Source organism: Runella defluvii (assembly GCF_014195535.1).
GTDB classification, from domain to species: domain Bacteria; phylum Bacteroidota; class Bacteroidia; order Cytophagales; family Spirosomataceae; genus Runella; species Runella defluvii.
Map to the genome: position 1 here is coordinate 519513 of NZ_JACIBY010000004.1, position 26080 is coordinate 545592.

The 26080-nt window shown below is 46.8% G+C and carries 25 protein-coding genes; 21 read left to right on the forward strand and 4 right to left on the reverse strand.

Annotation, left to right across the window (positions count from 1 at the left end; genetic code table 11):
- The first annotated feature begins 29 nt into the window (after positions 1–29).
- From FHS57_RS12170 to FHS57_RS12250, 17 genes are all read left to right on the forward strand, one after another.
- The gene (locus tag FHS57_RS12170; protein WP_183973932.1) at positions 30–923 is read left to right on the forward strand and encodes a hypothetical protein; all 894 of its coding nucleotides are present in this window, start codon (positions 30–32) and stop codon (positions 921–923) included.
- A gap of 8 nt (positions 924–931) precedes the next feature.
- Positions 932–2479: a vanadium-dependent haloperoxidase gene (locus FHS57_RS12175; protein ID WP_183973933.1), complete on the forward strand. Its 1548-nt coding sequence runs from the start codon at positions 932–934 to the stop codon at positions 2477–2479.
- Between the two features lie 83 nt (positions 2480–2562).
- Positions 2563–3006 (forward strand): SgcJ/EcaC family oxidoreductase, encoded by a 444-nt coding sequence (locus tag FHS57_RS12180; protein ID WP_183973937.1) that lies wholly within the window; start codon positions 2563–2565, stop codon positions 3004–3006.
- Between the two features lie 22 nt (positions 3007–3028).
- Positions 3029–3577, forward strand: a complete 549-nt coding sequence (locus FHS57_RS12185) for a hypothetical protein (protein ID WP_183973939.1) — start codon at positions 3029–3031, stop codon at positions 3575–3577.
- 96 nt (positions 3578–3673) lie between these two features.
- Complete coding sequence (locus FHS57_RS12190; RefSeq protein ID WP_183973941.1) at positions 3674–4231, forward strand: carboxymuconolactone decarboxylase family protein; 558 nt, start codon at positions 3674–3676, stop codon at positions 4229–4231.
- A 31-nt stretch (positions 4232–4262) separates the two neighbouring features.
- A complete protein-coding gene (locus FHS57_RS12195; protein WP_183973943.1) occupies positions 4263–7037 on the forward strand; it encodes a TonB-dependent receptor in 2775 nt (924 codons plus the stop codon).
- 5 nt (positions 7038–7042) lie between these two features.
- Entirely contained in the window at positions 7043–8266 is a 1224-nt protein-coding gene (locus FHS57_RS12200; RefSeq protein ID WP_183973945.1) for an MFS transporter, read from the forward strand.
- Positions 8267–8339: 73 nt separating this feature from the next.
- On the forward strand, positions 8340–9704 hold the full coding sequence (locus FHS57_RS12205; protein ID WP_183973947.1) for a vanadium-dependent haloperoxidase: 1365 nt from the start codon (positions 8340–8342) through the stop codon (positions 9702–9704).
- Positions 9705–9813: 109 nt separating this feature from the next.
- Positions 9814–11268 (forward strand): vanadium-dependent haloperoxidase, encoded by a 1455-nt coding sequence (locus tag FHS57_RS12210; protein ID WP_183973949.1) that lies wholly within the window; start codon positions 9814–9816, stop codon positions 11266–11268.
- A gap of 49 nt (positions 11269–11317) precedes the next feature.
- On the forward strand, positions 11318–11866 hold the full coding sequence (locus FHS57_RS12215) for a carboxymuconolactone decarboxylase family protein (protein WP_183973951.1): 549 nt from the start codon (positions 11318–11320) through the stop codon (positions 11864–11866).
- Positions 11867–11940: 74 nt separating this feature from the next.
- On the forward strand, positions 11941–12510 hold the full coding sequence (locus tag FHS57_RS12220) for a carboxymuconolactone decarboxylase family protein (protein WP_183973953.1): 570 nt from the start codon (positions 11941–11943) through the stop codon (positions 12508–12510).
- Between the two features lie 79 nt (positions 12511–12589).
- Positions 12590–13747: a DUF3179 domain-containing (seleno)protein gene (locus tag FHS57_RS12225; RefSeq protein WP_183973955.1), complete on the forward strand. Its 1158-nt coding sequence runs from the start codon at positions 12590–12592 to the stop codon at positions 13745–13747.
- A gap of 43 nt (positions 13748–13790) precedes the next feature.
- Positions 13791–14360, forward strand: coding sequence for a hypothetical protein (locus FHS57_RS12230; RefSeq protein ID WP_221225612.1), 570 nt, complete (start codon positions 13791–13793; stop codon positions 14358–14360).
- A 148-nt stretch (positions 14361–14508) separates the two neighbouring features.
- Positions 14509–16605, forward strand: a complete 2097-nt coding sequence (locus FHS57_RS12235) for a TonB-dependent receptor family protein (RefSeq protein WP_229601326.1) — start codon at positions 14509–14511, stop codon at positions 16603–16605.
- Positions 16606–16729: 124 nt separating this feature from the next.
- Positions 16730–18088, forward strand: coding sequence for a vanadium-dependent haloperoxidase (locus FHS57_RS12240; protein WP_183973961.1), 1359 nt, complete (start codon positions 16730–16732; stop codon positions 18086–18088).
- 19 nt (positions 18089–18107) lie between these two features.
- On the forward strand, positions 18108–18497 hold the full coding sequence (locus FHS57_RS12245) for a hypothetical protein (RefSeq protein ID WP_183973963.1): 390 nt from the start codon (positions 18108–18110) through the stop codon (positions 18495–18497).
- A 62-nt stretch (positions 18498–18559) separates the two neighbouring features.
- On the forward strand, positions 18560–19171 hold the full coding sequence (locus tag FHS57_RS12250; RefSeq protein WP_122931589.1) for a hypothetical protein: 612 nt from the start codon (positions 18560–18562) through the stop codon (positions 19169–19171).
- Between the two features lie 127 nt (positions 19172–19298).
- On the opposite strand, the gene FHS57_RS12255 is transcribed toward FHS57_RS12250, so the two are convergent.
- Complete coding sequence (locus FHS57_RS12255) at positions 19299–20291, reverse strand: phosphotransferase (RefSeq protein ID WP_183973965.1); 993 nt, start codon at positions 20289–20291, stop codon at positions 19299–19301.
- Between the two features lie 65 nt (positions 20292–20356).
- On the opposite strand from FHS57_RS12255, the gene gloA2 reads away from it, so the two are divergent.
- The 4 genes from gloA2 to FHS57_RS12275 are packed head-to-tail and all read left to right on the forward strand — an operon-like array spanning position 20357 to position 24084.
- On the forward strand, positions 20357–20746 hold the full coding sequence (gene gloA2 / locus FHS57_RS12260; protein WP_183973967.1) for an SMU1112c/YaeR family gloxylase I-like metalloprotein: 390 nt from the start codon (positions 20357–20359) through the stop codon (positions 20744–20746).
- A 57-nt stretch (positions 20747–20803) separates the two neighbouring features.
- The gene (gene yihA / locus FHS57_RS12265; RefSeq protein ID WP_028522953.1) at positions 20804–21403 is read left to right on the forward strand and encodes a ribosome biogenesis GTP-binding protein YihA/YsxC; all 600 of its coding nucleotides are present in this window, start codon (positions 20804–20806) and stop codon (positions 21401–21403) included.
- Between the two features lie 33 nt (positions 21404–21436).
- Complete coding sequence (locus FHS57_RS12270) at positions 21437–22369, forward strand: 1-phosphofructokinase family hexose kinase (protein WP_183973969.1); 933 nt, start codon at positions 21437–21439, stop codon at positions 22367–22369.
- Between the two features lie 11 nt (positions 22370–22380).
- The gene (locus FHS57_RS12275) at positions 22381–24084 is read left to right on the forward strand and encodes a 4Fe-4S dicluster domain-containing protein (RefSeq protein ID WP_221225613.1); all 1704 of its coding nucleotides are present in this window, start codon (positions 22381–22383) and stop codon (positions 24082–24084) included.
- A gap of 224 nt (positions 24085–24308) precedes the next feature.
- On the opposite strand, the gene FHS57_RS12280 is transcribed toward FHS57_RS12275, so the two are convergent.
- The 3 genes from FHS57_RS12280 to FHS57_RS12290 form a co-directional block, all read right to left on the reverse strand.
- The gene (locus tag FHS57_RS12280; protein ID WP_183973971.1) at positions 24309–24755 is read right to left on the reverse strand and encodes a hypothetical protein; all 447 of its coding nucleotides are present in this window, start codon (positions 24753–24755) and stop codon (positions 24309–24311) included.
- 79 nt (positions 24756–24834) lie between these two features.
- The gene (locus FHS57_RS12285) at positions 24835–25332 is read right to left on the reverse strand and encodes a hypothetical protein (RefSeq protein WP_183973973.1); all 498 of its coding nucleotides are present in this window, start codon (positions 25330–25332) and stop codon (positions 24835–24837) included.
- Positions 25333–25362: 30 nt separating this feature from the next.
- Positions 25363–25902 carry an RNA methyltransferase gene (locus tag FHS57_RS12290; protein WP_183973974.1) on the reverse strand — a complete coding sequence of 180 codons (540 nt, stop codon included), beginning with the start codon at positions 25900–25902 and terminating at the stop codon, positions 25363–25365.
- Positions 25903–26080 lie beyond the last annotated feature (178 nt).

Sequence of the window (26080 nt, forward strand, 5' to 3'; positions counted from 1 at the left end):
ATTATAATTACGTATTAATAGATTATTGAATGAAAAAGTTACCTCTTTTATCGACGATAGCAGCAATTTGCTTCTCATTGTCGGCCATGGCCCAGATGCCCAACGACGCGATTTATATGTCGAAAGGGCAGGTGTGTGTAGCTACCATGTACACCAATAGTTCTTGGAAAGAATACTGGGAAAATACCCTCAAGCGTGAAAACCTCAACATTGGGACACATACCACGCAGAGCGTGATGGTGATGCCTGCCATTGGGGTGAGCAATCGCCTAAACTTGATGTTGGCTTTGCCTTATGTTTGGACACAAACATCGGCAGGTAACTTGATGGGACAGAAAGGTTTACAAGATTTGTCGGGATGGCTCAAGTGGAAAGCTGTTGATGTGAAAGGATTCTCCTTAAATGGTTTAATTGGAGCTTCTATCCCAGTGAGTAAGTACGTGCCCGACTTTTTACCGATGTCGATTGGGCTTCAGTGCCGTACGGTATCAGCACGTATTTTGCCTAGTTATCAGCACAAATCAGGTGCGTATGTGACGGGGCATTGGACGTACTCATGGCGCAGCAACATTCACGTGGATCGTGATGCGTATCAGGCCGATGACCGTGTCTATAATACTAACGAAGTCAATGTCCCTAATGCCACCGATTGGGGCGCAAGGGTAGGGATTTTGAAAAGAAAATGGCAAACAGAAGTGTTTGTGGAGAACTTCTCTTGTGTAAACGGGGATAATATTCGCCGCAATGACATGCCTTTCCCAACCAACAACATGGAAGCCACTACCGTGGGCTGGTACGGAAAACTTCAGCCCAAAGCCTTGGGGATGAACGCCCGCGTAAGCTACGTAACCAACGGCCTTAACATGGGACAAAGTACGAGCATAATGGTAGGGGTATTGTATTTGTTTAATTTCAAAAAGTAATAATGGCCATGAAAAAATATTTTCCATATTTGAAATATAGCGGCATTACGCTGGCAATTTTAGTGGGCGTGTTTGCCTGTGATAAAACCATTGAAGAACCACAACGAGTAGGCTATACCCCTGCCAGTGTCGATGAAAAAGCAGGGGCGTGGAAAACCTATTTGTTGGCTTCTGCTGAGGAAATCAGTGTACCTGCACCTACGGCCGTAACGTCGTCGGATTATGTGGCCGAATTAAGCGCTTTGAAAGGTTTGGCCAGTAATCTGAGCCAAGAGCAAAAAGAAGCCGTGGTGTATTGGGGCGCTGGAGCGGTGTATCGTTGGAACGAAATCGCCCGTGAGTTAGCGGCGCGTTATAACATTCCTCCCGCATCTAATGCCGACGGAAAATATCCTGTACCCGATGCGGCAAATCCATTGGCTGACCCTAAGTTTCCGTTTGCTAACCCGCCTTATACGTCGCGTGCGTTGGCGTATTTGTCAGTAGCTCAGTACGATGCGTTGGTGTCGGCGTGGAATTTTAAGTACAAATTTAAGCGTTCTGCTCCCTCAAAAGTGGATGCAAGTATTCCCGCAGCGTTGCCTGTATCGGCTTTGCCAAGTTACCCTTCAGAAGATGCGGTGGTGGCGGCAGCTTCGGTGACGATTTTAAAGGCGATGTTTCCTGGTGAAGTACCCTATTTGGATGCAAAATTAAAGGAACATTTGGCGAGTCGTCAGTGGGCAGGGATGAACGTTACCTCTGATTTGACAGCGGGTACCAACCTTGGCAATGCGGTAGCGGCCAAAGTAATGGGACGTGCTAGAACCGACGGAATGGGAGTTGCTAACAACCAAGCGTTGACCGCAGGTATGATTGAGGCCGCCAAAAGCCGTGGCATCAAAGAGCCGTGGGTAAGCCAAGAAGCGCCTGCGCGTCCGCCGATGTTGCCTAACTTCGGAGCGGTACAAACGTGGAATTTTGACCGTAAAACGTTGGAGCAAATTCGTCCCGTGATGCCGTACGTGGTAGGTTCGGCAGAATGGCAGAAAGAGTTGGATGAGTTGAAAAGCATCCAAAATAAACAAACGCGCGAACAAGCGCGCATCGCCAACTACTGGGCCGACGGAGCTGGTAGCTACACGCCTCCAGGCCACTGGCACCGTGCCGCTGCCAATGCAGCGCACGAGGCTAAGTTCAGCGAAATCAAAATGGCTCGTACGTTGGCCTTGCTCGGAACAGCCGAAATGGATGCGGGTATTGCGTGTTGGGAAACCAAATACTATTACTATACGCCTCGCCCTCAGCAGTTTGGGGCAAAGACGTCGGTGGGTTTGCCTAACTTCCCGTCTTACACATCAGGCCACTCTACGTTCTCGGCCGCAGGAGCAACGGTATTGGGTTATATTTTTCCAGACCAAGCAGAGAAATTTAACGCTCAAGCACAGGAAGCCTCGGTTTCACGTATTTACGGCTTGATTCACTACCGTATCGACTGCGACTTAGGTTTAAAGCACGGCAAAGTGATTGGAGAATACGCCATTGCTCGCGGAAAAGCCGACGGTTCTGGCTTGTAAAGACTTGCTTAACTTTAAATGAAAAACTCACCTTAATACTCATTTAAACAATCGCTTTATTGAGCGATGTCATATTAAAAACAATGAAACTAATCGTTACTTTACTTTTGACAGTGGCTAGTTACACGTTTGTAGCAGCCCAAACCACACCCTCTGAAATTTCACAATTATTGACCAATTGGCACAATGGCTTGGTAAAAGGAGACTTAGAAGGAGTAAACGCAATGTATGCGAGCGACGCAGTCTTTTTTCCGACGTTTATCAATAGTGCCAATACCCCCGAAGCGCGTAAAGCATTCTTGACAACCTTGATTGCCAAAAAGCCCGTCGCGACTGTTAATAATGACCAACGGATTCGCATTTTTGGGGATGTAGCCACAAGTTCAGGGACGTGGATGTTTGACGTAAATGCCGCCGATGGTAGCCGCGAAAAAAAGCCCGTCCGTTATTTATTTGTGTATGAAAAAAGAGGAGGAAAATGGCTCATTATCGAACAACACGTTTCGGCCTTTCCTGAGAAAAAATAAGTAAAAACAAGGTACTGACAACGTGAAAAGGTTCGTCTCTATACTACTTTTTGGGCTCTTGCTCTACAACATGGTAGGCTACTCGGTAGTCTATTGGTTGGGGGGCAATGTGGCGCTTGAAGTACAAAAGGACGAACCTCTTTCTGCTGTACAGGAAGGCGATTTTGTTACCGTAAAAGTGCCCGTTTCGCTGCCGTACCAAACCGATTGGACAGCACCCGAACCTGTCCAAGGCACCATCCAAGCAGGGAGTGAATTTTACGAAATGGTGGAGCAAATCATGCTCAATGATACACTTTTTATCAAATGTAAACCCAACCGCGACGCCCGCGCCAATTTTGAGGCGTTGTCAGAACACATTGATCAACACATTAAAAATCAGACTACTGAATTTCCGAAGCCGTCAAAGTCTTGGGCAGGGCAGTGGCTAAAAGAATACGTTTCGTTTCAACGTTTACACGTATTTTACGTAGTAGAATGGCTGACCGACTCCACACCGTTAACAACTTCTTTGTCTTCTTTCTTGTCTCGCACCACGCGAGTCGTTTCTCCGCCACCTGAGTTAGCGTGATTTTTAGCTTTTATTGGTTTTGCTCGTTTCCTTTTGCCCTTTGTAGGGTATTGGGTGGAGTGTTGACTATTTCCTGAAAATCAATGACATTAACTCATGCCACATATTCCTCTTCCTGAGCATCTGCCTGGTATTACAGGGCTGCTCGAATACCGTTTGGACACAGCGCTGCCGATTCGTGACCTTACGCAGATTTTACTGCGGGGAGAATCTTCCCTGACGCAAGGCGAACGCGAGCTGATTGCGACGCTGGTTTCTTCCCGAAACTGCACCAACTTTTGCGAAGCTGCACACACCAAAGCTGCTGATTTGCTGTTGGGCGAATCGGAAACGGCGCGTTTGGTAAAGCAAAATTTTGAAACCGCTCCCGTGAGCGACAAAATGAAAGCTTTACTGAACATCGCCGCCTTGGCTCAAATCAATGGGAAATCGGTAACAACCGAAGCGGTAGAGCGCGCTCGCTTGGCGGGTGCTACCGACCTTGAAATTCACGACACGGTGTTGATTACGGCGTTGTTTTGCCTTTACAACAAGTACGTGGATGGACTGGCAACGGTCGCGCCATCTGACCCAGCGTTTTACCAGACGTTGGGCGAACGCATCGTGGGACGCGGTTATACCCGCCCACCAGGTGGTTTTGTGGCTCCTAAATAATGCACCCTCTTTGTCAAAATCGTTAAATTCAATGAAAAAATATATATCATTTTTAGTCTTTCTGAGCTGTCTCGGATTGACTACCAATTTATTATTAGCCCAGCAAACGCGCCTGACAGGCACTGTCACTGACCCCGAAAATCAGCAGCCGTTGGTGGGAGTTTCGGTGGCGGTGAAAGGCAAAGTAATCGGGACAGTAACCGACGCCAAAGGGCATTTTGAATTGGCTACGGCCACGCCAGCTACCTTGGTGATTTCGATGGTAGGCTACGAACGTCAAGAAGTGGTGGTGAAAGAAAATCAGCCTTTGGCGATTGCCCTAAAATCGGACGTGGCCGAGCTGAATCAGGTGATTGTATCAGCGTCACGGGTGGAAGAAAGCAGTTTGAGGACGCCTGTAACCATCGAAAAAATGGAAGCTCGTGCTATCCAACAAGCACCCGCTGCCACGGCTTTTGAAGCCTTAAACAGCTTGAAAGGTGTGGACATGGTAACGAGCGGGTTGACCTTGCGCCAAATCAACACCCGTGGGTTTAACAACATCGGAAATAGCCGTTTTTTGCAGCTTACCGACGGCGTCGATAACCAGTCGGCGGGTTTGGGTTTTGCAGCGGGGAGCTTTTTCGGGGTTTCGGACCTAGATGTGGAGTCGATTGAGCTAATTCCTGGAGCAGCATCGGCACTGTACGGCCCAACGGCGTTTAATGGTTTGTTGATGACAAAAACCAAGAGCCCGTTTGATTTTCAGGGACTTACGGTGCAGCAAAAAGTGGGTATCAATCACGTCAATGATCCAAATGGAGGCGGAGCGAAGCCATTTTCTGAAACGGCAATTCGTTATGCCAAAGCCTTTAACAACCGTTTGGCGTTTAAATTGAATGCTTCGTACATCAAAGGAACTGACTGGTACGCAACGGATTATAGCGATATTGACCCCAATACACCCGTTGAAAATAGAGGAAACAACAACCCAGGGAAGAACGGACTGAACATTTACGGAGACGAAGTAGCTTCGACTTTGCCAGGCATCGGACGGGTGTCTCGTACGGGTTACTTGGAAAAAGACGTAACCACTTACGATGTATATAGCCTGAAAGCCAATGCCGCGCTTCACTACCGCATTTCGGATAAAATTGAGGCCATTTACCAAATCAACGTCAACCAAGGAACGGCCAATTATACCAGTAGTAGCCGTAACATGTTGCGCGATTTTCGTTTTACGCAACAGCGTTTGGAGTTGAAAGGAGCCAACTTTTTTATCCGCGCGTATTCGGTGGCCGAAAACTCTCAAAATGCGTACAATACCCGCTCGTTGGGGCAATTTATCAACCGTACTTGGGTAAAAGATTTGAGCGGAAACGTAGTGCCCATCGGGAAAGCAGATGCCACTTGGTTTGAGCGTTATGGCGCGGCTTACAACGGAAAAGTCAACGGAATTACTTCCCAAAACCACACGGCAGCACGGGCATTTGCCGACGAAGGGCGGATTTTGCCAGGAACACCTGCTTTTGACGCAGCCAAAGACAAGTACAGTCACTTGTACGGTTTGGAAGGCGCAGGCGTATTGAGTTTATGCAAAATGTACCACGTCGAAGGTTTGTACGATTTTACGCCGCACTTTGAGTGGGTGAGCATCCAAGCGGGAGGAAACTTGCGCTATTATGACATGAATACCAACGGTACATTGTTTGACGACAAAACCAATAAAGTGCGGGTCAAAGAATACGGGGCGTTTGTACAAGCGTCGAAAACGCTTTTTGAAGACAAGTTAAAGTTGACCGTTTCAGGTCGTTACGATAAAAACCAAAGTTTTGCGGGTAATTTCACCCCCCGAGCTTCGGCCGTTTTTTCACCCAATACCAACCACAATTTTCGGGTAAGTTACCAAACGGGTTTTCGTAACCCAACGGTCGTTGATCAATACATCAAACTGAACGTTGGTCCGTTGATTTTGTTGGGCGGTGCGCCTTCCAACTCGGCAGGGCTTAATGCCTACGAAAACTCCTTCACGGCAGCTTCGGTGGGTGCTTTTGGGGCGGCTTTCGGACAAGAAACAGCCGCAGGAACGCCGTTTGCGCAGGCCGTTGCGAAGCACAAAGACAAATTGGTCAAATCGGCTGTTCCCTACATTCGTCCTGAGCAAATGCAGGCGTTTGAAATTGGCTACAAAGGTGTGATTAACAATCGTTTGTTGTTTGATGTGAGTTATTACCACGGAAAATACACCAACTTCCTGATTAATCAAGTGGTGATTCGCCCCAACTCGGCGGCGGTGTTGGCGGCTGATGGAAGCATCAATCCTGCCGCAGCCCAAGAAATTTTGAGCACCACCACGCGTCAGACCTTCCAATTATATACCAATGCCGCCGATAAAGTATCGACCGACGGTGCCAGCGGAGGAGTGACGGTGTTGTTGGACAAAGGCTACCGCTTGGCCGCCAACGCCACGTGGGCGCAGTTCAATATTTTGGATGCCAACCCCAACAACGTTCCCGCTTTTAATACTCCCAAGTGGAAAACCAACGTCACGTTTAGCAACGCTCGCCTGACGGAAAAAGTCGGTTTTAGCGTGTCCTGGCACTGGCAAGACGCCTTTTTGTGGTACGGTACGTTCACCGAAAACCGCCCAGGCCCCGTTCCTGCTTACAATTTGATTGACGCGCAGGTTTCGTACAAATTGACGAAGCTAAAAACGATGCTCAAGTTGGGTGCTTCTAATTTGGGGAACAACTACGTGGTGCAGGCGTTTGGCTCGCCAGCAGTAGGGGGCTTGTATTACGTGAGTTTGACGTTTGATACCCACTAAGCCACATGTATAAAGCGATTCATACAAGGGAGGTATCGTCAAAAATCCCCCTTTGGGCGTTTGGGTGCTGTTTTATTAGCTATTTATTTGGCGGAACGGCGGCTACGCTCATGTCGGTCTATTTGCCCGTGGCCATTCCAGAACTATTGGGAGAAACCCGTATTTCGGAAGCTCGTTTGGGCGAAATTGGCGCATTCGTGGGCGCGGCCTTTTTATACGGATGGGGGCTTGGAGGGCTACTTTTTGGCTGGGTAAGCGACCGCATCGGCCGCGCAAAATCATTGACCTTGGTGACGGGGCTTTATGGCACGGCTACATTGCTAACGGCCTTTGTTCCAGACTGGTACTCACTGATGGTGTGTCGTTTTTTTGCGGGAATGGGCATTGGAGGAGTGTTGTTGATTTCAACGGTTTATATCTCAGAAATATGGCCCGTATCATCTCGCCCCATCGCATTGGGCATATTGGCGGTGGCTTTCCCGATTGGCATTGTAGCTACGGGTGGCCTAAACGTACTTTTTGAAGAATGGCGTCAAGCGTTTTGGCTAGGACTGATTCCCATCGGGACGGCGCTTGCCATGTCGCTGTGGCTTCCCGAATCATGGGCTTGGGGAGCGTCGAAAATGGCTTCAACAGCCTCGAAATCCCCCCTGTGGAGTACCTCAAATCGTTATAATCTGCTGATGGGTATGGTCATTTTTGGGTCGGTATTGATTGGACTTTGGGGCATCTTTTCGTGGATTCCCACTTGGATTCAGTCATTGTTGCCCGAGGGGCAAAGCGGTCAGCAAGAACGCGGTTTTACCATGATGTTGCTCGGTTCGGGAGGCATTGTTGGCGGAATTCTGTCGGGCTTTTTAATCAAAAAACTGGGCGTTCGTTCTACCTTGATTTTAACGTTTTTGGGATGCGCTATTCTGTCTTTGATATTGTTTTTGACCAATCAGCATTTTAGTCAATTGGTATATATCGAAATGGCCTGTTTGTCGCTCTTCTTTGGGATAAGTCAAGGCACGCTTTCGAGCTATATTCCCTTGCTTTTTCCCATTGCAGTACGCGCCACAGCCACGGGCTTTTGTTTCAACATTGGCCGATTTTTCACGGCAACCTCCGTCTTTTTTGTAGGGGCGATGGTCTCCTTTTTGGGAGGTTTAGGCAATGCCCTACTGACATTCTCAGCGGCGTTTGTGGTCGCTTTGGTGGGGGCTATTCTCAATAAAAATAGATGACGAATAGGGGTTGCTTTATAACCCATAAATAATTGATACAGAATTTGATGACTCAAATCTAAAAGAATCAATTATGAACTCGTTGATAAAAAAATGGATCCCTTGGATGATGCTAATGGCGGTCGTGGCCGCCTGTAATCGCTCCCAAGACGTTACTCCCCAAAAACAACTAAATGAATACGACGCGAAAGTCGTGCTGAAATGGGGGGAATTGTTTTTAGAACTTGATCGCTATGCACCAGGCTACCGTCCGCCCGTGGCGGCGAGGGCTTTTGCCTACATTGGTTTAGCGGCTTACGAAACGGTGGTGTCGGGTACAAAAGAATACCAATCGCTTGCACCTTATTACGCTGGAATAAGCATACCAAAAGCCGAAGCGGGAAAAGCGTACCATTGGCCAACGGCAGTGAATGCCTCGTACCTGTCGATGATGTTGAAGTTTTTTCCGCACGTGAGTACCGACCAAAAGGCAAAAATAAACCAGTTGGGCGAATCGCTCTTCAAGGAGTTTCAGGCAGAAACCGATGCGGAGACTTTTGCGCGTTCGCGGGCGTTGGGCGAAAGCGTGGCTTCGGTCATGTTTGAGTATTCAAAAACGGATAAAAATGGACACGAGGCGTATTTGAATCCGCATCCTATGGATTATGTACCGCCGACGGGGGTAGGAAAGTGGCAACCTACAAAACCTGATTTTACGAGGGCTTTGTTGCCTTACTGGGGGCGCACGCGCACTTTCGCCATTACGGTAGAAGACAAAGTGGCCAAGCCACCCATCGAATACAGTTCGCAAATCACGTCGCAGTTTTTTGCGCAAGCGCTGGAAGTGTGCTCGTTTCCAGATAATTACGAAAATAGGTGGATTGGCGAGTTTTGGAGCGACGATATTTTTGAACAGACGTTTGAGCCCGCCGCACGTTGGATTGCGATTGCTAACCAAGTAATGATACAAGAAAAAGCCCACCTCGAAACGGCCGTTTATACGTATGCCAAACTAGGAATGGGGCTGAGTGATGCGGGTGTGGCTTGTTGGAATTCTAAATACCTCTACAACGTAGAACGCCCGATTTCTTACATCAATCGCTCCATCAATCCGAAATGGATAACGTTGCTTGACAATACGGTAAGAAAAATGAAGGGAATTACGCCGCCCTTTCCCGCCTATCCGTCGGGGCATTCGACGTTTGGGGCCGTTGCCGCCGAGATATTGTCAAACATCTTTGGCTATAAGTACGAAATGACCGATAAAAGCCATGAGTTTCGGGTGGAGTTTATTGGGAAACCTCGAAGCTTCCACAACTTCAACGAGATGGCCTATGAAAATGCTATCTCACGGATTTTGCTCGGGGTGCATTACCGCATGGATTGCGACGAGGGGCTGAGAATGGGGTACAATGTAGGCCGAAAAGTGAATGCAATGAAGTGGAAACCAGTGAATTAGTGTAAAAGACAATACAAAATAATTGATAGGTAATTGATGACTTAAACAGGCTTATCGCCTGGTAAGCCTGTTTTTTATCAAAACCTAACAAGTAGAAGATATGGTGAAAATGGATAAAAAACGGAAGACAATAGCGAAAGTAAGCAGTTGGTTGGGACTGGGAATCATCTTTTTAGTGACGCCATTGCTTCAGGCTCAAAACAGAGATAAAGGCAACCTAAAAGATGCCTCGCTGCCTACGGCTTGGGCTAAAATGACCGTGCAAGTAATGGCGCAAGCGCAAAACAACACCCCTACGTATGGCTCCAGGGCATTGGGGTACATTGGGCTTACGATGTACGAAACGTTGGTGCCTGCGTCTTCAACGCATCGTTCCATCGCGAAATCGCTTTGTGATACATTGTCGCTCGCGAAACCCAATAAGAACTATTCGTGGGAATTGGCCATGAATGCAGGTCAAGCGCACATTGTGAAGGCGTTTTATGGTTATGCCCAAAAAACGAGCGGCATCGACTCGTTGGAAAATGCCATTTACCAACAGTATTCTTCCCACGTTTCGCCTGCGGTCGCCGCAGCCTCGGTTGCTTACGGTCGGGCGCTGGCGAATCGTATCTACGAATGGGCCAAATTAGACGGTGGGCATGAGGGGCATTTGAGAAATTTCCCCAAAGACTATAAGCGACCAGAGGGACAAGGGAAGTGGGTGCCGCCTACTGTTGGTCAATCAAATTCTAAAATTCCGATGCACCCAACGTGGGGGCAGAACCGTACTTTTTCGTCAAAAAATGCCCAATTGCCTTTGCCCGAGCCTTTGGTTTACTCAACAGACACTACCAGTGAGTACTATAAACAATATACTGAAGTTGCAGAGCAAAAAAGAAAACTAACAGAAGAAGATCGAGCGATAGTCATGTGGTGGGGTGATGACCCTACCGAAACGTGCTCGCCCCCAGGGCATTCGTACCATTTGGCAACCATCGCCATTCTGAATAGCAATGCCGATGCCATCAAAGCGGCCGAAACTTACGCCCGCGTCGGGATGGCCGTGGCAGATGCGTTCATTTGTTGTTGGAAAGCAAAGTTTGCCCACATGGTTCAGCGCCCGTCGTCGTTTATCAGGCAAACTCATCGGAAAAAAGAGCGGTATCCAGGAGAAATGATTAATTGGTTGCCGTTCTTCTTAGAGCCGCCTTTCCCTGCATTTTATTCGGGTCATGCTGTGCAGTCGGCAGCTACGGCTACTGTGTTGACCGAAATGTACGGCGAAAACTTTTCATTCACCGACGCTACTCATGCGGGGCGCAGTCCCAAACGTTACTACGTAGTCAAACCGCTTCCTGCCAAATATGAAGAACTGTTAGCAATGGGAGACTACATCCCCGAGTACCTTGAAAAAGAAGTGAAATTTCAGCCACGTCACTATGGCTCATTTTGGGAGGCGGCCAAAGAATGTGCGGAGTCGCGTTTGAAAGGGGGGATTCATACACGGCACGATAATGACGTTGGACTCGCAGAAGGGACTAAAATTGGCCAGAATATCAACGCATTACGCTGGCGGAAATAAGCGTAAAAAGTTATTCAAAAAACAACCCTTGTTAACTTAAAATACATCTATGCCACATATTTCATTACCCGAAGGTTTTCCTGGAATCCGTAGTTTGGCGGCTTATCGTCCTGATACGGGGGCGGCTTTGTATGCGCTGGCGGAAGCACTTTTGAGAGGCGATTCGTCTTTTTCGCAAGCTGACGCGGAGTTGATTGCCACCTTTACCTCGTCGCTCAATCAATGTACTTTTTGTACGTGTAGCCACGCCGCCGCTGCCCGTTTTCTGTTTGAAAGCAACCAAGACGTCGTCGATGCAGTCATGGCGGATTACCACACGGCACCGATTTCGGATAAAATGAAAGCGTTGTTGACCATTGCCAAATGTGTTCAAGAAGACGCCCGCACTGTTTCGGAAGACATAGTGGCCAATGCTCGCTTACTCGGAGCCACCGACCGCGAAATCCATGACACAGTGCTGATTGCGGCCACGTTTTGTATGTTCAATCGCTACGTGGACGGCTTGGCCACCGTGACCCCTACCGATGTTGCTGATTATATCCCAATGGGTGAACGTATGGGTACGCTGGGATATGTGCCGCCGAAGCCACAAGCCTAGACCTTATAGGTTTTTGAAACCTATAAGGTCTAGAAAAATTCGACATTCTACACTCTAAAATTCGACATTTTACCATGCCACATATACAATTTCAAAACGACTTACCAGGGATTTTGGGTCCGATGAATTTTAGCCCACATACGGCCGAACCAATGAATGCACTGGCCAATGCGCTTTTGCAAACCGACGAAGGACTGAGCCGTGGCGAACGTGAACTGATAGCCACCTACGTTTCATCCCAAAACGACTGCTTTTTCTGCCAAACCATTCACGGAGCGGTGGCAAGTGAGTATTTGGGAGACGACGACTGGTCGTTGGTCAAAGCCGTAAAATGTGATTACGAACAAACCGCGCTTTCGGACAAAATGAAGGCATTGTTGGCGATTGCGGGTAGCGTGCAAAAAGGTGGAAAGCACGTTACGACCGAACAAGTAGAGGCTGCAAAAGTACAAGGTGCTACCGACCGTGAAATTCACGACACGGTACTCATTGCAGCGGCTTTTTGCATGTTCAATCGGTACGTGGATGGGTTAGCGACGATTGCGCCTCAAAACCCTGAGGTATATCGCGCTAGAGCTGCTAGGGTTGTTGAAAAAGGATATTCATCGGAAGGGAAATATACTTCTGAAAAGATTATATCATAGGTTGGAGTGATTGAAAACTCCCAGCAGTTTTGTTGGGAGTTTTTACCAAAATTAACCCTATCAAAATGGATAGTTTTCTATGAAAAAACTTTTTTACATCGGTATTATTGGCCTGATTCTTTTTGAAATCGCCAACGTGTATTTCATCATGCCCATGCCAGGCAGCCAACGCATGAACAGCATTGACGCGGCCTATTTTTTACACACGTGGCGGTGGGTGTTTCGCGCGGTGTTCGGGGCAATGGCTTTGGTTGGGGCTTTTGTAGCTTTCCGAGGAAAAAAATGGGAGCCGTACGTCGCTGGTATTTGCATCCTTGCGGTCGCAGCAGTTACCTACGCTGCCAATTTCAAAATGGCGGCCGATTCGATGTTTTACCAGCCTTCAGTACTGACGCTGAAAAATAGAATAGATAATAAAGTAGCCAAAGAACGTCTTGTGATTGGGGTGGAAGTCAATGGACAAACGCGGGCGTATCCGATTAAATACATTGGGTATCACCACCAAGTGCAAGATACGTTGGGAGGAAAACCGATTATTGTGACGTACTGTACCGTTTGCCGCACGGGTAGGGTGTTTGAGCCGCTGGTGGACGGGAAAAAGGAAATGTTCCGATTGGTCGGGATGGATCATTTCAACGCCATGTTTGAAGATAAAACCACAGGTAGCTGGTGGCGGCAGGCCAACGGGGAGGCGATAGCGGGCGAGCTAAAAGGGAAATTTTTACCTGAAGTTCCTGTGATGCAACTTACTTTGGCGAAATGGATGGAGCTGCACCCAACGACGTTGGTGATGCAACCCGATGCAAAATTTCAAGAAAAATATGATTCATTAAGTAAATACGAAACAGGAAAACGGACGGGAGAGCTGACCAAACGTGACTTCGGCTCGTGGAATGATAAATCGTGGGTGGTGGGTGTAGAGGTCAACGGAGGGGTCAAAGCGTATGATTGGAATCAATTGCAAAAAGAAAAAATCATCAATGACATGATTGGTTATTTGCCAGTAACGGTGGTGCTGACATCTGATAAACAGAGTTTTGTGGCACTACAACGGGCCACGCCTGGGCAAAAACTCAGTATGAAAAACGATTCGCTGTATGATGAGGGAGGCTGCGTGTATGATTTGCTGGGCAAGTCGCACCGAAAAGGTATCCCTGATTTGGAAAGAGCCAATGCGTATCAAGAGTATTGGCACAGTTGGAAAACGTTTCATCCCAATACAAAAAGGTATAAATAATTTTTGGCATGATAATTGGTAGCTTAAATTTGTACCCGTTATTGTGCCAATTTCATTGAAAAAACTACTCTCCACCGGTCTATTAATCGTACTGCTCTACCACATGTTTGGGCTGTCGGTGGCATTGTTGTGTTTTGAAGATGAATACCAAAGCGCTTCTCCCGTTGCCAAAAATGACCAATGGGATATAATTAAGATACCTCTTCAAGAATTGCCTTACGTTTCTTACCAAGAAATCCCTGCCGAACAGGAAGGGCTGATTCGAAAAGACGGCGATTTTTATAATATTGTGAAGCAGTATCACAAAGACGATACACTTTACATTGTCCTGAAAACCAACCACGACGCCCGCGAGCGTTTTACCGAACTTTCCAATCAAATTCAGGAGTCGTTGGATGCTACGTCCAAAGCGCCACTGAATCCTGTGAAAAAAACGATTGCGCTATTTTTAGGGTTATCCAAGTCGTACGTATCCAATGCAGAGTTGGTTTGGCCTCCGTTGCTATTTGCAGGTTATTTGCCTAAATCCGTCTATTACCTTTCTTCTCAGATTCCTTCAGATTCCTTTTTTCATCTTTTGTCGCCCCCTCCCGAGTTCGGTAAACTTGCGTAATTTCTTGGCTTTGTGCCAGCTAAAAAAGTTTACTAACCAATTATTAGGGAGCTATTGAATGATAAAAAATACATCATTCCTGTTGCTAGGGTTATGCCTTGGCCTACAGGGTTATTCTCAAAAAACGAAGCCAGACACCACTCGAAACTTGAAAGAAGTAGAGGTTGTTGGGCTGCGTGAACGAATCCAAATCGAACGCTTACCTGACGTGCATCAAATGCTGATTGCCGCAGGAAAAAAGAGCGAAGTGATTCATTTGTTGGGACTAAATGCGAACATCGCCGAACGCAATCCTCGTCAACTTTTTGCCAAAATTCCTGGCATATTCGTGTATGACATGGACGGTTCGGGCAACCAAATAAACATTGCCACGAGGGGGCTTGACCCGCACCGTAGCTGGGAGTTTAATGTCCGTTACAATGGCGTCATTGGCAATACCGATATGTATGGTTACCCTGCCAGCCACTATAATCCGCCCGCCGAATCGTTTGAGCGGATTGAGGTGGTGCGCGGCACGGGCTCGCTCCAGTACGGCGCGCAGTTTGGCGGAATGGTCAATTACGTGAGCAAACAAGCGGACACTACCCGCAAATTTGGGTTTGAAAACATCAGTTCGTTGGGCTCTTTTGGCTTGCTAAGTTCCTACAACGCCATTGGCGGGAAAGTCGGAAAGCTGACGTATTATGCGTATTACCACCGCCGTAAGTCAGACGGATATCGTCAGAATAGCCGCTCGGAATCGGAGTCGCAGTACGTTGGTTTACAATACGATTTTACGCCAAAATTGTCGTTAAAAGCGGAGGTAGGACATACCGATTATGTGTATCAAATTCCTGGGCCGCTGACCGACAGTATGTTTTTGGCCAATCCACGAATGTCCACCCGTTCGCGCAATTATTACGAACCAGACATCTACCTGCCTTCGCTCACGCTGCGTTGGGAAATAACGCCTCGGACGCGTTTGCAATGGGTAAACTCAATGGTCCTTGGAGCGCGCAACAGCGTGATGATTGATGCTTTTGCCACGGTCAAAGACGCCATCGAAGCCAGTACGTTGCAGTACAAAAATCGCCAAGTGGATGTTGACAAATTCAACAGTTTTACGTCTGAACTTAAACTTTCGCATGATTACCAAATTGGGCAGATGAGCTCGGTATTGGTGGCAGGAGTGCAGGTGATGAACAACGATTTGAACCGCAGACAACTAGGCAAAGGCACCACAGGCAGTGATTACGACCTGACGCTCGTAGGAACCGACGGCTGGGGACGTGACATGCACTTTAAAACCAAGAACGTGGCAGTATTTGCCGAAAACTTATTGTATTTGACCCGCCGCTGGACAGTCTCCCCAAGTTTCCGTTTGGAGAGTGGTCAAACCGATTTTTCGGGATACATCCGTTACCTCAAACCTGAGGTAGTTCCCAACAGTATTCCGCATCGCTTTCCGTTGTTTGGAGTCAGTACGCAGTACCGTCTGAACGAACAAAACCGAATCTATGCGGGCTGGTCGCAAGCGTATCGCCCCGTGATTTTGAAGGATATTATTCCTGCCTCAGTGTTGGAGCGGGCAGATAAAAACCTGAAAGATGCGCATGGGTACAATCTTGAGGTAGGAATGAGCGGTCGTACTGGCAAGCTACATTACGACATCACTGGTTTTGTTCTAAGCTACAAAAATCGCCTTGGTAGCCTGATTCTTGCGGACCCCGATGGCACGTCGTACATCTTCCGTACCAACATCGGCGACAACCTCAACAAAGGCGTTGAGATGTACTTAGAATACGAGTTTTTGCGTAGCCGTCGTACTCGCTTGTCGGTATTTACCTCAACGGCCTACATTGATGCCCGTTACGTAAAAGGCAAAGTGAGCAACGGAAAAGACAACCAAGACATTGTAGGCAACCGCGTGGAGTCAGTACCTGAGTGGACAAGCCGCAATGGGATTGAGTTTAACCACCGCTGGTTGAGCACAACATTGTTGGGTAGTTATGTGTCAAAAACGTTTGCCGACGCCCTCAATACGGTGCAACCTTCGGCTAACGGAGCGAAAGGGGTGGTTCCAAGTTACACCATCATCGACTGGAACTCCACGGTTCGTATCAGCGAACGATACACCGTGCGTTTGAGCATCAACAACTTATTGAATGCGTCTTATTTTACCAAACGTCCTACGTTTTACCCAGGACCAGGTATTTGGTCGTCGGATGGGCGGAGTGTAGCGCTGTCGGTGGGAGTGAAATTGTAAAGAGAAAATAAAACAGAAAAGACCTGCCAAGTTTCTAAAACTTGGTAGGTCTAACAAAGGTCAGATAAGAACTTTAACTTAAAACAGATTTGCGAACTACACCAAATCCTTCTTTGTAATGATTATGAAACGTTTACTGTGCTTTGTGCTTTTTGTGGCTTTGTTGGCAGGATGTACAACAACGCCTGAGGTGGTAGAACCCACCAAAACAAACAATGTATCGGACTATTCGGCTGATTTTCTGCGTGAGTGGATGAAGCTTGAGTGTCGAATTGTGAAAGAGACCGCAGGCTTTTTGCCTCCGCAAGCGTCTCGGGCGTTTGGGTATGTGGGCATTACGGCCTACGAAGCTGTTTATAGTGGAATCCCCAATGGAAAACCTCTGGCGGGTCAAATCAATCGCTTGATGCCCGCAACGATGCCCGTGCCGCTTCCGCTCAATGTACGTTATCATTGGGGTGCGGTAGTCAATGCCGCCGTAGCTGACATGATGCGTAAGATGTTTGACAAAAAATTGAGCGCCGACAACCTAGCAAAAATTAACCAGATGGAAGCCGATAACCTATCGGCGTTTTTGAAAACAACCTCAAAGTTGTTGATTGATGAGTCGGTAAAGCATGGGCGGGCCGTTTCGCAGGGTATTTACGAATACTCGCTCACCGACGGTGGGCATGATTCGTACTTAAATCCGTTTTCGCGGCCTTTTACTCCTGTAACTGGTGTTGACAAATGGGTACCTACTGATGCCAATAATGCTACCCCGTTGAGTCCTTATTGGGCCAAGTGCCGCCCCATTTTAGCTTCTGATATGACGTATGCCAATCCTGTGAAACCTCTTGCGTTCTCAACCGATAAAAGCTCTGCGTTTTACAAAGAGGCGTTGGATGTGTATAATCAAGTGAAAAATAACACACCTGAGCAGGTTGAAATTACGAAGTTTTGGGCCGACGATCCGTTTGCCACTTGTACGCCTACAGGACACACATTTAACATTCTTACCCAACTGTTGGAAGAAACAAATGCGACGCTTGAGAAGGCAGTGGTGGGCTATGCCATGTTGGGTATTGCCGAAATTGATGCTTTTATTGCTTGTTGGAAAGCGAAATACGATTATTCGTTGATTCGCCCAGTTTCTTACATCCAAAAATACATCGACCCAGCTTTTAAAACGGTGATTGGAACTCCTGCTTTCCCTGCTTATACATCGGGGCACGCCACAGAAATTGGCGTTGGAGAGCGGATTTTTATCAAATTATTTACCAACGGTGACGGCAATTATACCTTTACTGACCGTTCGCAAGTGCAGCATGGTTTCCAACCACGCAAGTTTACCAACTTTTCGGCCATGTCTCAAGAATGTGCCAATTCGCGTTTGTACGGGGGTATTCACTACGTTATGGATAACGAAAATGGCTTGTTGATGGGGCGCGGTATTGGCAATAATGTACTTAGTGCGATTCAATGGCCACAGAATGTTAAATAGTATTTTACGCCTAATGAAGATGAAGAGACTGATAGGAGTGGGGGTAATGTTGGGTAGCTTGTTGATGCTAGGTTGTCAAAAAAATAACCAAGCCCAACTGGAAAACGACGCTCAACTTATGGCCCAATTGGAGTGCCAAGCCCGTCAATTGAAAGAAGAACGTTTTAAAGTAGCCAACGACATTCGGTTTATGGAAGATTCGTTGACCAAAAATAAACTTCGATTGTCACCAAAGAAAATAGCTGAAATTGATTCGGTGAAAGAAAGCTATACTATTCGGACGGGAGAGTTGGCCGATAAAATCACGAAAACAATGGACAGCCTTTTTGCAACTACATACCGTAGTCAAGAAGAACGTGGGCAACTTGATGAGGCAACGGAAAAAGTGTTGCAAAAGATTTGCCAGTAACTATTCTAGGTCGCAATTTTACGGGCTAATAAACGTTGGGTACATCAAACATCCGTACTAGAATGAAAAGAATTAGCCTTTTGGTAGTGATTTTGGCCTTGATTGGCCTGTTTCAGCGCTGCGCTGTTACGAAACAAATTTCAGAAGTAAAAACCCTTGGCGACTGCAGATACACTGTTGCGTCGGCCGATAATATTACGTTAGCAGGCGTAGATGTTAGAAGCCTACAAAATCTTGATTTGTCACAGTCGCCAAGAATAGGGTTAGCGATATTGACCAAAGACGTCCCGCTTAACCTCCGCCTTAACCTTGATATTACCAACCCAACCAAAAATTTGGCAGGTATCAACCAGTTTGAGTACAAGGTGTTTTTGTCAGAAAATGAGTTGTTTACGGGGCTATACGACCAACGTATTGAAGTTCAACCCAAAGGCGGAACGACCCGCGTTCCGATGCAACTGACCACCAACGCGTATCGGTTTATTACCGACAGCAAAGCCCGAGAAGCCATCGTCAATATGATGCAAAACTTATCGGGAAAAGCCAACACGACGCCCTCGAAGTTGACCATCAAACTACGACCTACTTTGGGGATTGGTAATTCACAAATCAATTACCCAGGCTATATCACCATCGAAAAAGAAGTAAATGCCAAAATGCTTTCAGTAGAGTAGGTTTGGCTGTTTGCTATTTTGTCCACTTAGACTTTCCAAGCCTTAAACTTGGAAAGTCTTCACGCAGTAAAAAAAAAGCCAATTTGCCTCTTGCCCTTCGCCTATTGTCTCTTGCCCCTTGTGCCTTTTACTCTTCTCCAAACAAACCATGCTTATCACTCCAACGCTGCGCCATGCCGATAAAGCGTTTTAGGTAATCTTCGCTGATAAAAAGGTTGCACCAGTCGTCGTGGCGTTGACATTGAGTGCCTAAGTAAAACAACCAAATGCACACGGCAAGCGGAGGAATCAGCGCTTTTTCTTCGTCAGATACAGGTTGTATCGCTTCATAACCCGCCCAAAAACGAGCTAATTTTTCTTCGTAGCGATGGGTGTCAGGTTCGGTATTAAACAGTTGAATGTTGAAATAGGCTAAGTCGAGGCATTGCCAGCCATTTCCCGAAAAATCAAAATCAAAGAACGTCGCTTTCCCGTCGGGAGCAATGTTCAAGTTGTCAAACCAAATGTCGAGGTGAACGACCCCCGCACGAATCGAAGCTGTGTCGGTTGAATCCAATACACCCGTTAGTAAAGGAACAATTCGCTCAATGTACTTCATGGTTTCCGAATCGGGAGAAAAATAGGTGCGGATTCGTCCCAATGACTGTTTGAGCAAAATCTCAGAATTGTATGTAATGCGTTGTAAATCAAAGTTCTGAGTTGCTTTGTGAAAACGTGCCATCGCTTGCCCGATGGTGTAGCTGTGTTCGGAGCTAAAAAAACGAACCTTCTCACCTGCCGCAAACGAAAAAAGGACGCCGAAACGTAAGCCTTCATGTGCTTCTATTTCTTGGATATATACCCCATTTTTGTCGGCAATTGGGTACGAAACAGGAACTTCTGATGCGTTTAAATGAAGCAACAAGCGAACTTCTTCCTCAATTTCCAACCGACTGCGCCACTGATAAAAGTACAACCGAAAAATGTACGAATCGGTCGCTGTGCGAAGTAAGTACGTATGATTAATACCCGTTTTGAGAATGCGTGCTTCGACTATGTCTAAAAATGGGTAAAAGGTTTGAAGGTACTCGGCCAATGGTGCGGCTTGCAGACGAGTGTCGTAAACGGGTAAATGGGGCATGGCTAAATTTTTTTAAATTTGAGCAAAAGACAACCAACGAGGTTTTAAACAAGGAAAATAACAACATGCTTTCACTTCAAAACATTCACCACGTAGCCATTATTTGTTCAAATTACGAGCGTTCAAAGCATTTTTATACACAATTGTTGGGTTTAAGGGTCGTCGCGGAAGTGTATCGTGCCGAACGCGATTCGTACAAACTTGATTTGGCCATCAATGACCATTATCAAATCGAATTGTTTTCGTTTCCGAATCCTCCTGCGCGGGTTTCTCGCCCCGAAGCCGCTGGGCTGCGGCATTTGGCTTTTAGTGTGGCAGATGTTTCGCAAGCGCACGGCTATTTGACTGAAAAAGGTGTTGAATGTGAAGCGATTCGGGTGGATGAATTTACCCACAAGCGTTTTTTCTTTATTGCTGATCCCGACGACCTTCCGATTGAGTTTTACGAAAACTAATTTGGTCAAAACAAACAAATCCCGACGTCATTGGTGAGTTATTTGTAATTTTGCACTATGAAAATCAAAACTGCCGTTTTTGTCAAAAGCTCTTCGCAGCACGAACAGTGCCCTAAGCCCGACCGTCCCGAGTACGCATTTATCGGCCGCTCGAACGTAGGTAAATCGTCGCTTATCAACGCGCTTACCAACCACGGAAACCTTGCTAAAATCTCAGGTAAGCCAGGTAAGACGCAGGTAATCAATCACTTTATGATAAACGATGCTTGGTATTTGGTCGATTTGCCTGGCTACGGATACGCCCAAGTATCGCAAACCGAACGCCAAAAGTGGTCGATCATGATAGACGATTATCTTTTCAACCGTGAAAGCCTTACCTGTACTTTTGTGCTTATTGACTCCCGCATTGAGCCCCAAAAAATAGACCTTGAGTTTATGCAAAAGCTGGGAGAAAAAGGAGTGCCGTTCTGTTTGGTGTTTACAAAAGCAGACAAACTAACTGCGAACCAGTTGCAAACCCGACTTGAAAACTACAAAAAGACCCTGTTAGAAACGTGGGTAGAATTGCCGCTTATTTTTGTTACTTCGTCGGAAAAACGAGTGGGGCAACAAGATATTTTGGCTCAAATTGAGGAGTGGAATAAGGCGTCTAAATAAGTCTAATATCCTAAAATAACGACAAGACACACGATGAAAATAGTGACCCTAACCGTTAACCCTGCGGTAGATAAAAGCACCCACATCGACCGACTGATTCCAGAACAAAAACTGCGTTGTGATGCGCCACGTTTTGATGCGGGAGGGGGAGGTATCAATGTTTCCAAAGCCATCAAGCGATTGGGAGGAAAAAGTACCGCTATTTTTACGATGGGTGGTCCTTCGGGACAAGTTCTTCGTGATTTGGTGTCTCAAGAAGGGATTGACTGTGAGGTGATTCAGACCGAACAATGGACGCGGGAGAATTTTATTGTTGCCGAAACTTCCACCAACGCCCAATACCGTTTCGGGATGCCAGGAGCCGCTTTGAGCGAAGCCGAAACCGAGGCTGTTTTGGAAACATTACGGCAGTCAAAAGCCGAGTACGTCGTAGCAAGTGGAAGTTTACCGCCTCAAATGGACGTCAATTTTTACGAAAAAGTAGCATCTATCAGCAAAGAAATAGGAACAAGGCTGGTGTTGGATACTTCGGGAGAACCCCTTCGGGCTGCTTGTGATGAAGGCGTGTTTTTGTTGAAACCCAACATCGGAGAACTGGAAGCGTTGGTTGGTGCGAAAGATTTACAAATCGACGACGTGGATGACGCCGCTCGAATGCTCATTGGAGACGGAAAATGTGAAGTGGTGATTGTGTCGATGGGGCCTAAGGGAGCTATTTTGGTGACGAAAGACCTGTGTGAGCACGTACCCGCTCCACCCGTTCAGAAACGAAGTACAGTAGGAGCGGGCGATAGCATGGTAGCAGGAATGACGTGGGCACTGACGCAAGGACTGACGTACTCCGAAATGATTCGCTGGGGTGTGGCTTGCGGTTCGGCTGCAACCATGAACGAAGGAACGCAACTTTTTCTCCGCGCTGATGTTGAAAGATTAATGGATTGGTTGAAACGATTTGGGAAGAGTTAAAAATAAATTCTTTGAAAACATATTTTGAACATATCAACGACGGTATTCGTACCACGTTAGGAGGATTAAAACTCACCTTTAGGCACCTGTGGCAAGCGCGAAATCGTCGAAGCAACCACAATGTCGGGACAAGTGGTTATTTCAATGAACAAGAAGGAATGGTGACGTTGCAGTACCCACTCGAAGTCATGCCCATTCCCGATAATGGCCGTTATCGTTTGCACAATGAAATGGATGATTGCATTGTGTGTGATAAATGTGCCAAGGTTTGCCCAGTCGATTGTATTGATATTGAGCCAATTAAAGCAACGGGTGAAGTCGGAAAAGCGTCTGACGGTTCACCCATTCGCTTGTATGCGGCCAAGTTTGACATCGACATGGCTAAATGTTGCTATTGTGGCCTGTGTACGACAGTGTGCCCCACGGAGTGTTTGACGATGACCAAAACCTTCGATTACAGTGAGTTTGAGGTGCGTGATATGAACTATCACTACGCTAACCTCTCGCCCGAAGAAGCTGATGAAAAGAAAGCTTTGTATGAGCAATTCATGAGGGAGAAGGAAGAGCTGAAAAAGCAAAAGGTGAATCCTGCGTCCACAGTCGATAGTCCACCGACGACGGAAGAAAAATCCGCTGCTCGTCCCAAACCTGCTTTTGCGCCTAAAAAGCCAATTTCAAGTCCACAGTCCACGGTCGATAGCCCACCGACGACGGAGGAAAAATCTAATTCACAGTCCATAGTCGATAGTCAACAGACGACGGAAGAAAAGGCTACTGCTCGACCTAAGCCAGTTTTTGCGCCGAAGAAGCCAATTTTAAGTCCAGAGTCCACGGTCGATAGTCCACCGACGACGGAAGATAAATCTAATTCACAGTCCACAGTCGATAGTCCACAGACGACGGAAGAAAAGCCCGCTGCTCGTCCCAAACCTGTTTTTGTGCCGAAGAAGCCAATTTCAAGTCCAGAGTCCACGGTCGAAAGTCCGCAGACGACGGAAGATAAATCTAATTCACAGTCCACAGTCGATAGTCCACAGCCGACGGAAGAAAAGCCTGCTGCTCGAGCTAAGCTTGTTTTTGTGCCTAAAAAGCCAATTTTAAGTCCAGAGTCCACGGTCGATAGTCCGCAGACGACAGAAGAAAAATCTAATTCACAGTCCACGGTCGATAGTCCACAGACGACGGAGGAAAAGCCCGCTGCTCGACCTAAACCTGTTTTTGTGCCGAAGAAGCCAATTTTAAGTCCAGAGTCCACGGTCGATAGTCCGCAGCCGACGGAAGAAAAGCCTGCTGCTCGACCTAAGCCTGTTTTTGTGCCTAAAAAGCCAATTTTAAGTCCAGAGTCCACGGTCGATAGTCCGCAGCCGACGGAAGATAAATCTAATTCACAGTCCATCGTCGATAGTCCACAGCCGACGGAAGAAAAGCCTGCTGCTCGCCCGAAACCTGTTTTTGTGCCGAAGAAGCCAATTTTAAGTCCAGAGTCCACGGTCGATAGTCCGCAGACGACGGAAGATAAATCTAATTCACAGTCCACGGTCGATAGTCCACAGACGACGGAGGAAAAGCCCGCTGCTCGACCTAAACCTGTTTTTGTGCCTAAAAAGCCAATTTCAAGTCCAGAGTCCACGGTCGATAGTCCACCGATGACGGAAGAAAAGCCTGCTGCTCGCCCGAAACCAGTTTTTGTGCCTAAGAAACCAAAACAAGAATAAAAAGGGTAACAATAAACGAAAGCCTCCCAAAGAGTTTTATGCGATGCATTGTCTTTGGGAGGCTTTCGTTGTTTTACGGTCCGACCTTTGTCGCGGTTTTACGGTCTGACCTTTGTCGCGGTTTTACGGTCTGACCTTTGCCGCGGTTTTACGGTCTGACTATCGTCTGACCTGTGTCGCGGTCAGACGATAGTCAGACCGCCTTCAAGAAATCAATGAGATACCTAGCTTTCGGCTAATGTATCCGATTCTTTTGGCTTCGATGCGGCAGGGGCTTTTTTAGGAGCGGGGCGTTTGGCAGGAGCCGCGGGTTTAGCCGCCGCAGGTTTTGGGGCTGCTTTGGGCGGTGCGGGTGTTACCTCAGAAGTGACTGTTTTTACAGACTCCTCCACTTTGGGCGTAATTACTTTTGGCTCTTTTTTCTTCTTAGGCTCTTTTTTAGCCTTTTTAGCTTCCTTTTCGGCAGCTTTCTTCGCCTTTTTAGCCGCTTCTTTTTCGGCCGCTTCTTGGGCTTTTTTCGCCTCTTTGCTGATTTTTAGGAGCTTTTTAGCCAATTTCTCAGAGGCTTTTTCAATCGCCTTGGCTATTTTTTTAGAAACATTTTCGGTGGTAAGGGCAGCTGATATTTTCTGTGCAATATCGGTCGCTGCTTTTTTCTTGTCTGATTTCATTGGGATAACAGAGGATATAGTTTGAAAGAAAAGATTTTACAAATAGATACAACAAATGTCGTTAAAACAAAAACTTTGGTCAGGGATTTTTATTTAAAATTTCTTTTTTACTCCAATTCAGTCCCTCTCGCAGCTTTTCTTCGCTAATTAGCCACCTAGACGAAGAGTTTTTGCCTGTTTGAAGCAATGTTAGAGGAAGAACGGAGTCAAGTGTAGATTTATTGACAGCGTAGCCGGTTGTTTGTTCAGAAAAGACCTCTTCAAACTGATACCCATATTTTACTTTCGTAACTCGAAATCCTCCGACGTACTGATCCGATAAATCAAACAATAAGAATAAAGTTTGCCCTTTCGTCATTGCCCAAATACGACTTTCCCAATAGTCGATTAGCCGTAAGGTACCATAGGCTATCGGTGTCATTTTTTGTTGTGTTATCACTTTTATTTCTTCTTGGCCAATTTCCAAAAAGTCAAAAAGATAATAACTGTCAGCAATTTTGAGTTGACTTGGCATCACGTCAATTTTTAAGAAAAGGTCATGATGGCCGTCACCTAACGGGTCAATGATAAGGCGCATAATTAGTCTGAAAACGTAGCTGCGGAGCAGTTAAATATTGATAGATTTAGACACATAATCCCACGCCACAATTCCAGCCGTTACCGATACGTTGAGCGAGTGCTTAGTTCCAAATTGAGGAATTTCTAAACAAATATCGCTTTGATTCACAACGTCTTCGTTGACTCCAAAAACCTCATTTCCCAAAATAAACGCGTACGACTGGTTAGCGACGGGTTTAAACTCGTGTAAAAACGTACTGCCTTCGGCTTGTTCAATAGCGACAATCACGTAGCCTTCCGATTTGAGGCGGGCGATGAGTGAAAGCACCTCTTCCACGTGCTGCCATTCCACCGATTCGTCGGCACCGAGGGCAGTTTTGGTAATGTCGCGGTGAGGAGGAGTGCCCGTCAGGCCACACAAATAGACTTTCGAGGCTTTGAAGGCATCGGCAGTGCGAAAAACCGAACCCACATTGTTGAGGCTACGAATATCGTCGAGGATAAATACAAAGGAATGTTTGGCGGCGGACTTGAATTCTTCGACCGACAAGCGGTTGAGTTCGTCCATGGAAAGTTTTTGGAATGCCATACGGTTTATTAAATTGTAACCTTTCCTGAAGGTTTAAAACTTTCGGAAAGGGGCTGATTAAACCTCAAAACAACGCAGAAAACTGCAAAATCTCAAGGAACAGCAGGCTTTAAGCTGCGTTGACGAAACCCACATCCACCAAAAACTGTTACCTTTGTAGAAGTGATAATCGCAAAGA

Excerpts from the sequence above, each read along its gene's own strand:
- FHS57_RS12240 (WP_183973961.1), top strand. The coding sequence starts at position 16,730 with ATGAAACGTTTACTGTGCTTTGTGCTTTTTGTGGCTTTGTTGGCAGGA.
- FHS57_RS12285 (WP_183973973.1), bottom strand. The coding sequence starts at position 25,332 with ATGCGCCTTATCATTGACCCGTTAGGTGACGGCCATCATGACCTTTTC.
- yihA (WP_028522953.1), top strand. The coding sequence starts at position 20,804 with ATGAAAATCAAAACTGCCGTTTTTGTCAAAAGCTCTTCGCAGCACGAA.
- gloA2 (WP_183973967.1), top strand. The coding sequence starts at position 20,357 with ATGCTTTCACTTCAAAACATTCACCACGTAGCCATTATTTGTTCAAAT.
- FHS57_RS12175 (WP_183973933.1), top strand. The coding sequence starts at position 932 with ATGAAAAAATATTTTCCATATTTGAAATATAGCGGCATTACGCTGGCA.
- FHS57_RS12220 (WP_183973953.1), top strand. The coding sequence starts at position 11,941 with ATGCCACATATACAATTTCAAAACGACTTACCAGGGATTTTGGGTCCG.
- FHS57_RS12180 (WP_183973937.1), top strand. The coding sequence starts at position 2,563 with ATGAAACTAATCGTTACTTTACTTTTGACAGTGGCTAGTTACACGTTT.
- FHS57_RS12190 (WP_183973941.1), top strand. The coding sequence starts at position 3,674 with ATGCCACATATTCCTCTTCCTGAGCATCTGCCTGGTATTACAGGGCTG.
- FHS57_RS12255 (WP_183973965.1), bottom strand. The coding sequence starts at position 20,291 with ATGCCCCATTTACCCGTTTACGACACTCGTCTGCAAGCCGCACCATTG.
- FHS57_RS12245 (WP_183973963.1), top strand. The coding sequence starts at position 18,108 with ATGAAGAGACTGATAGGAGTGGGGGTAATGTTGGGTAGCTTGTTGATG.
- FHS57_RS12200 (WP_183973945.1), top strand. The coding sequence starts at position 7,043 with ATGTATAAAGCGATTCATACAAGGGAGGTATCGTCAAAAATCCCCCTT.
- FHS57_RS12270 (WP_183973969.1), top strand. The coding sequence starts at position 21,437 with ATGAAAATAGTGACCCTAACCGTTAACCCTGCGGTAGATAAAAGCACC.
- FHS57_RS12210 (WP_183973949.1), top strand. The coding sequence starts at position 9,814 with ATGGATAAAAAACGGAAGACAATAGCGAAAGTAAGCAGTTGGTTGGGA.
- FHS57_RS12205 (WP_183973947.1), top strand. The coding sequence starts at position 8,340 with ATGAACTCGTTGATAAAAAAATGGATCCCTTGGATGATGCTAATGGCG.
- FHS57_RS12250 (WP_122931589.1), top strand. The coding sequence starts at position 18,560 with ATGAAAAGAATTAGCCTTTTGGTAGTGATTTTGGCCTTGATTGGCCTG.
- FHS57_RS12280 (WP_183973971.1), bottom strand. The coding sequence starts at position 24,755 with ATGAAATCAGACAAGAAAAAAGCAGCGACCGATATTGCACAGAAAATA.
- FHS57_RS12290 (WP_183973974.1), bottom strand. The coding sequence starts at position 25,902 with ATGGCATTCCAAAAACTTTCCATGGACGAACTCAACCGCTTGTCGGTC.
- FHS57_RS12195 (WP_183973943.1), top strand. The coding sequence starts at position 4,263 with ATGAAAAAATATATATCATTTTTAGTCTTTCTGAGCTGTCTCGGATTG.
- FHS57_RS12215 (WP_183973951.1), top strand. The coding sequence starts at position 11,318 with ATGCCACATATTTCATTACCCGAAGGTTTTCCTGGAATCCGTAGTTTG.
- FHS57_RS12225 (WP_183973955.1), top strand. The coding sequence starts at position 12,590 with ATGAAAAAACTTTTTTACATCGGTATTATTGGCCTGATTCTTTTTGAA.
- FHS57_RS12170 (WP_183973932.1), top strand. The coding sequence starts at position 30 with ATGAAAAAGTTACCTCTTTTATCGACGATAGCAGCAATTTGCTTCTCA.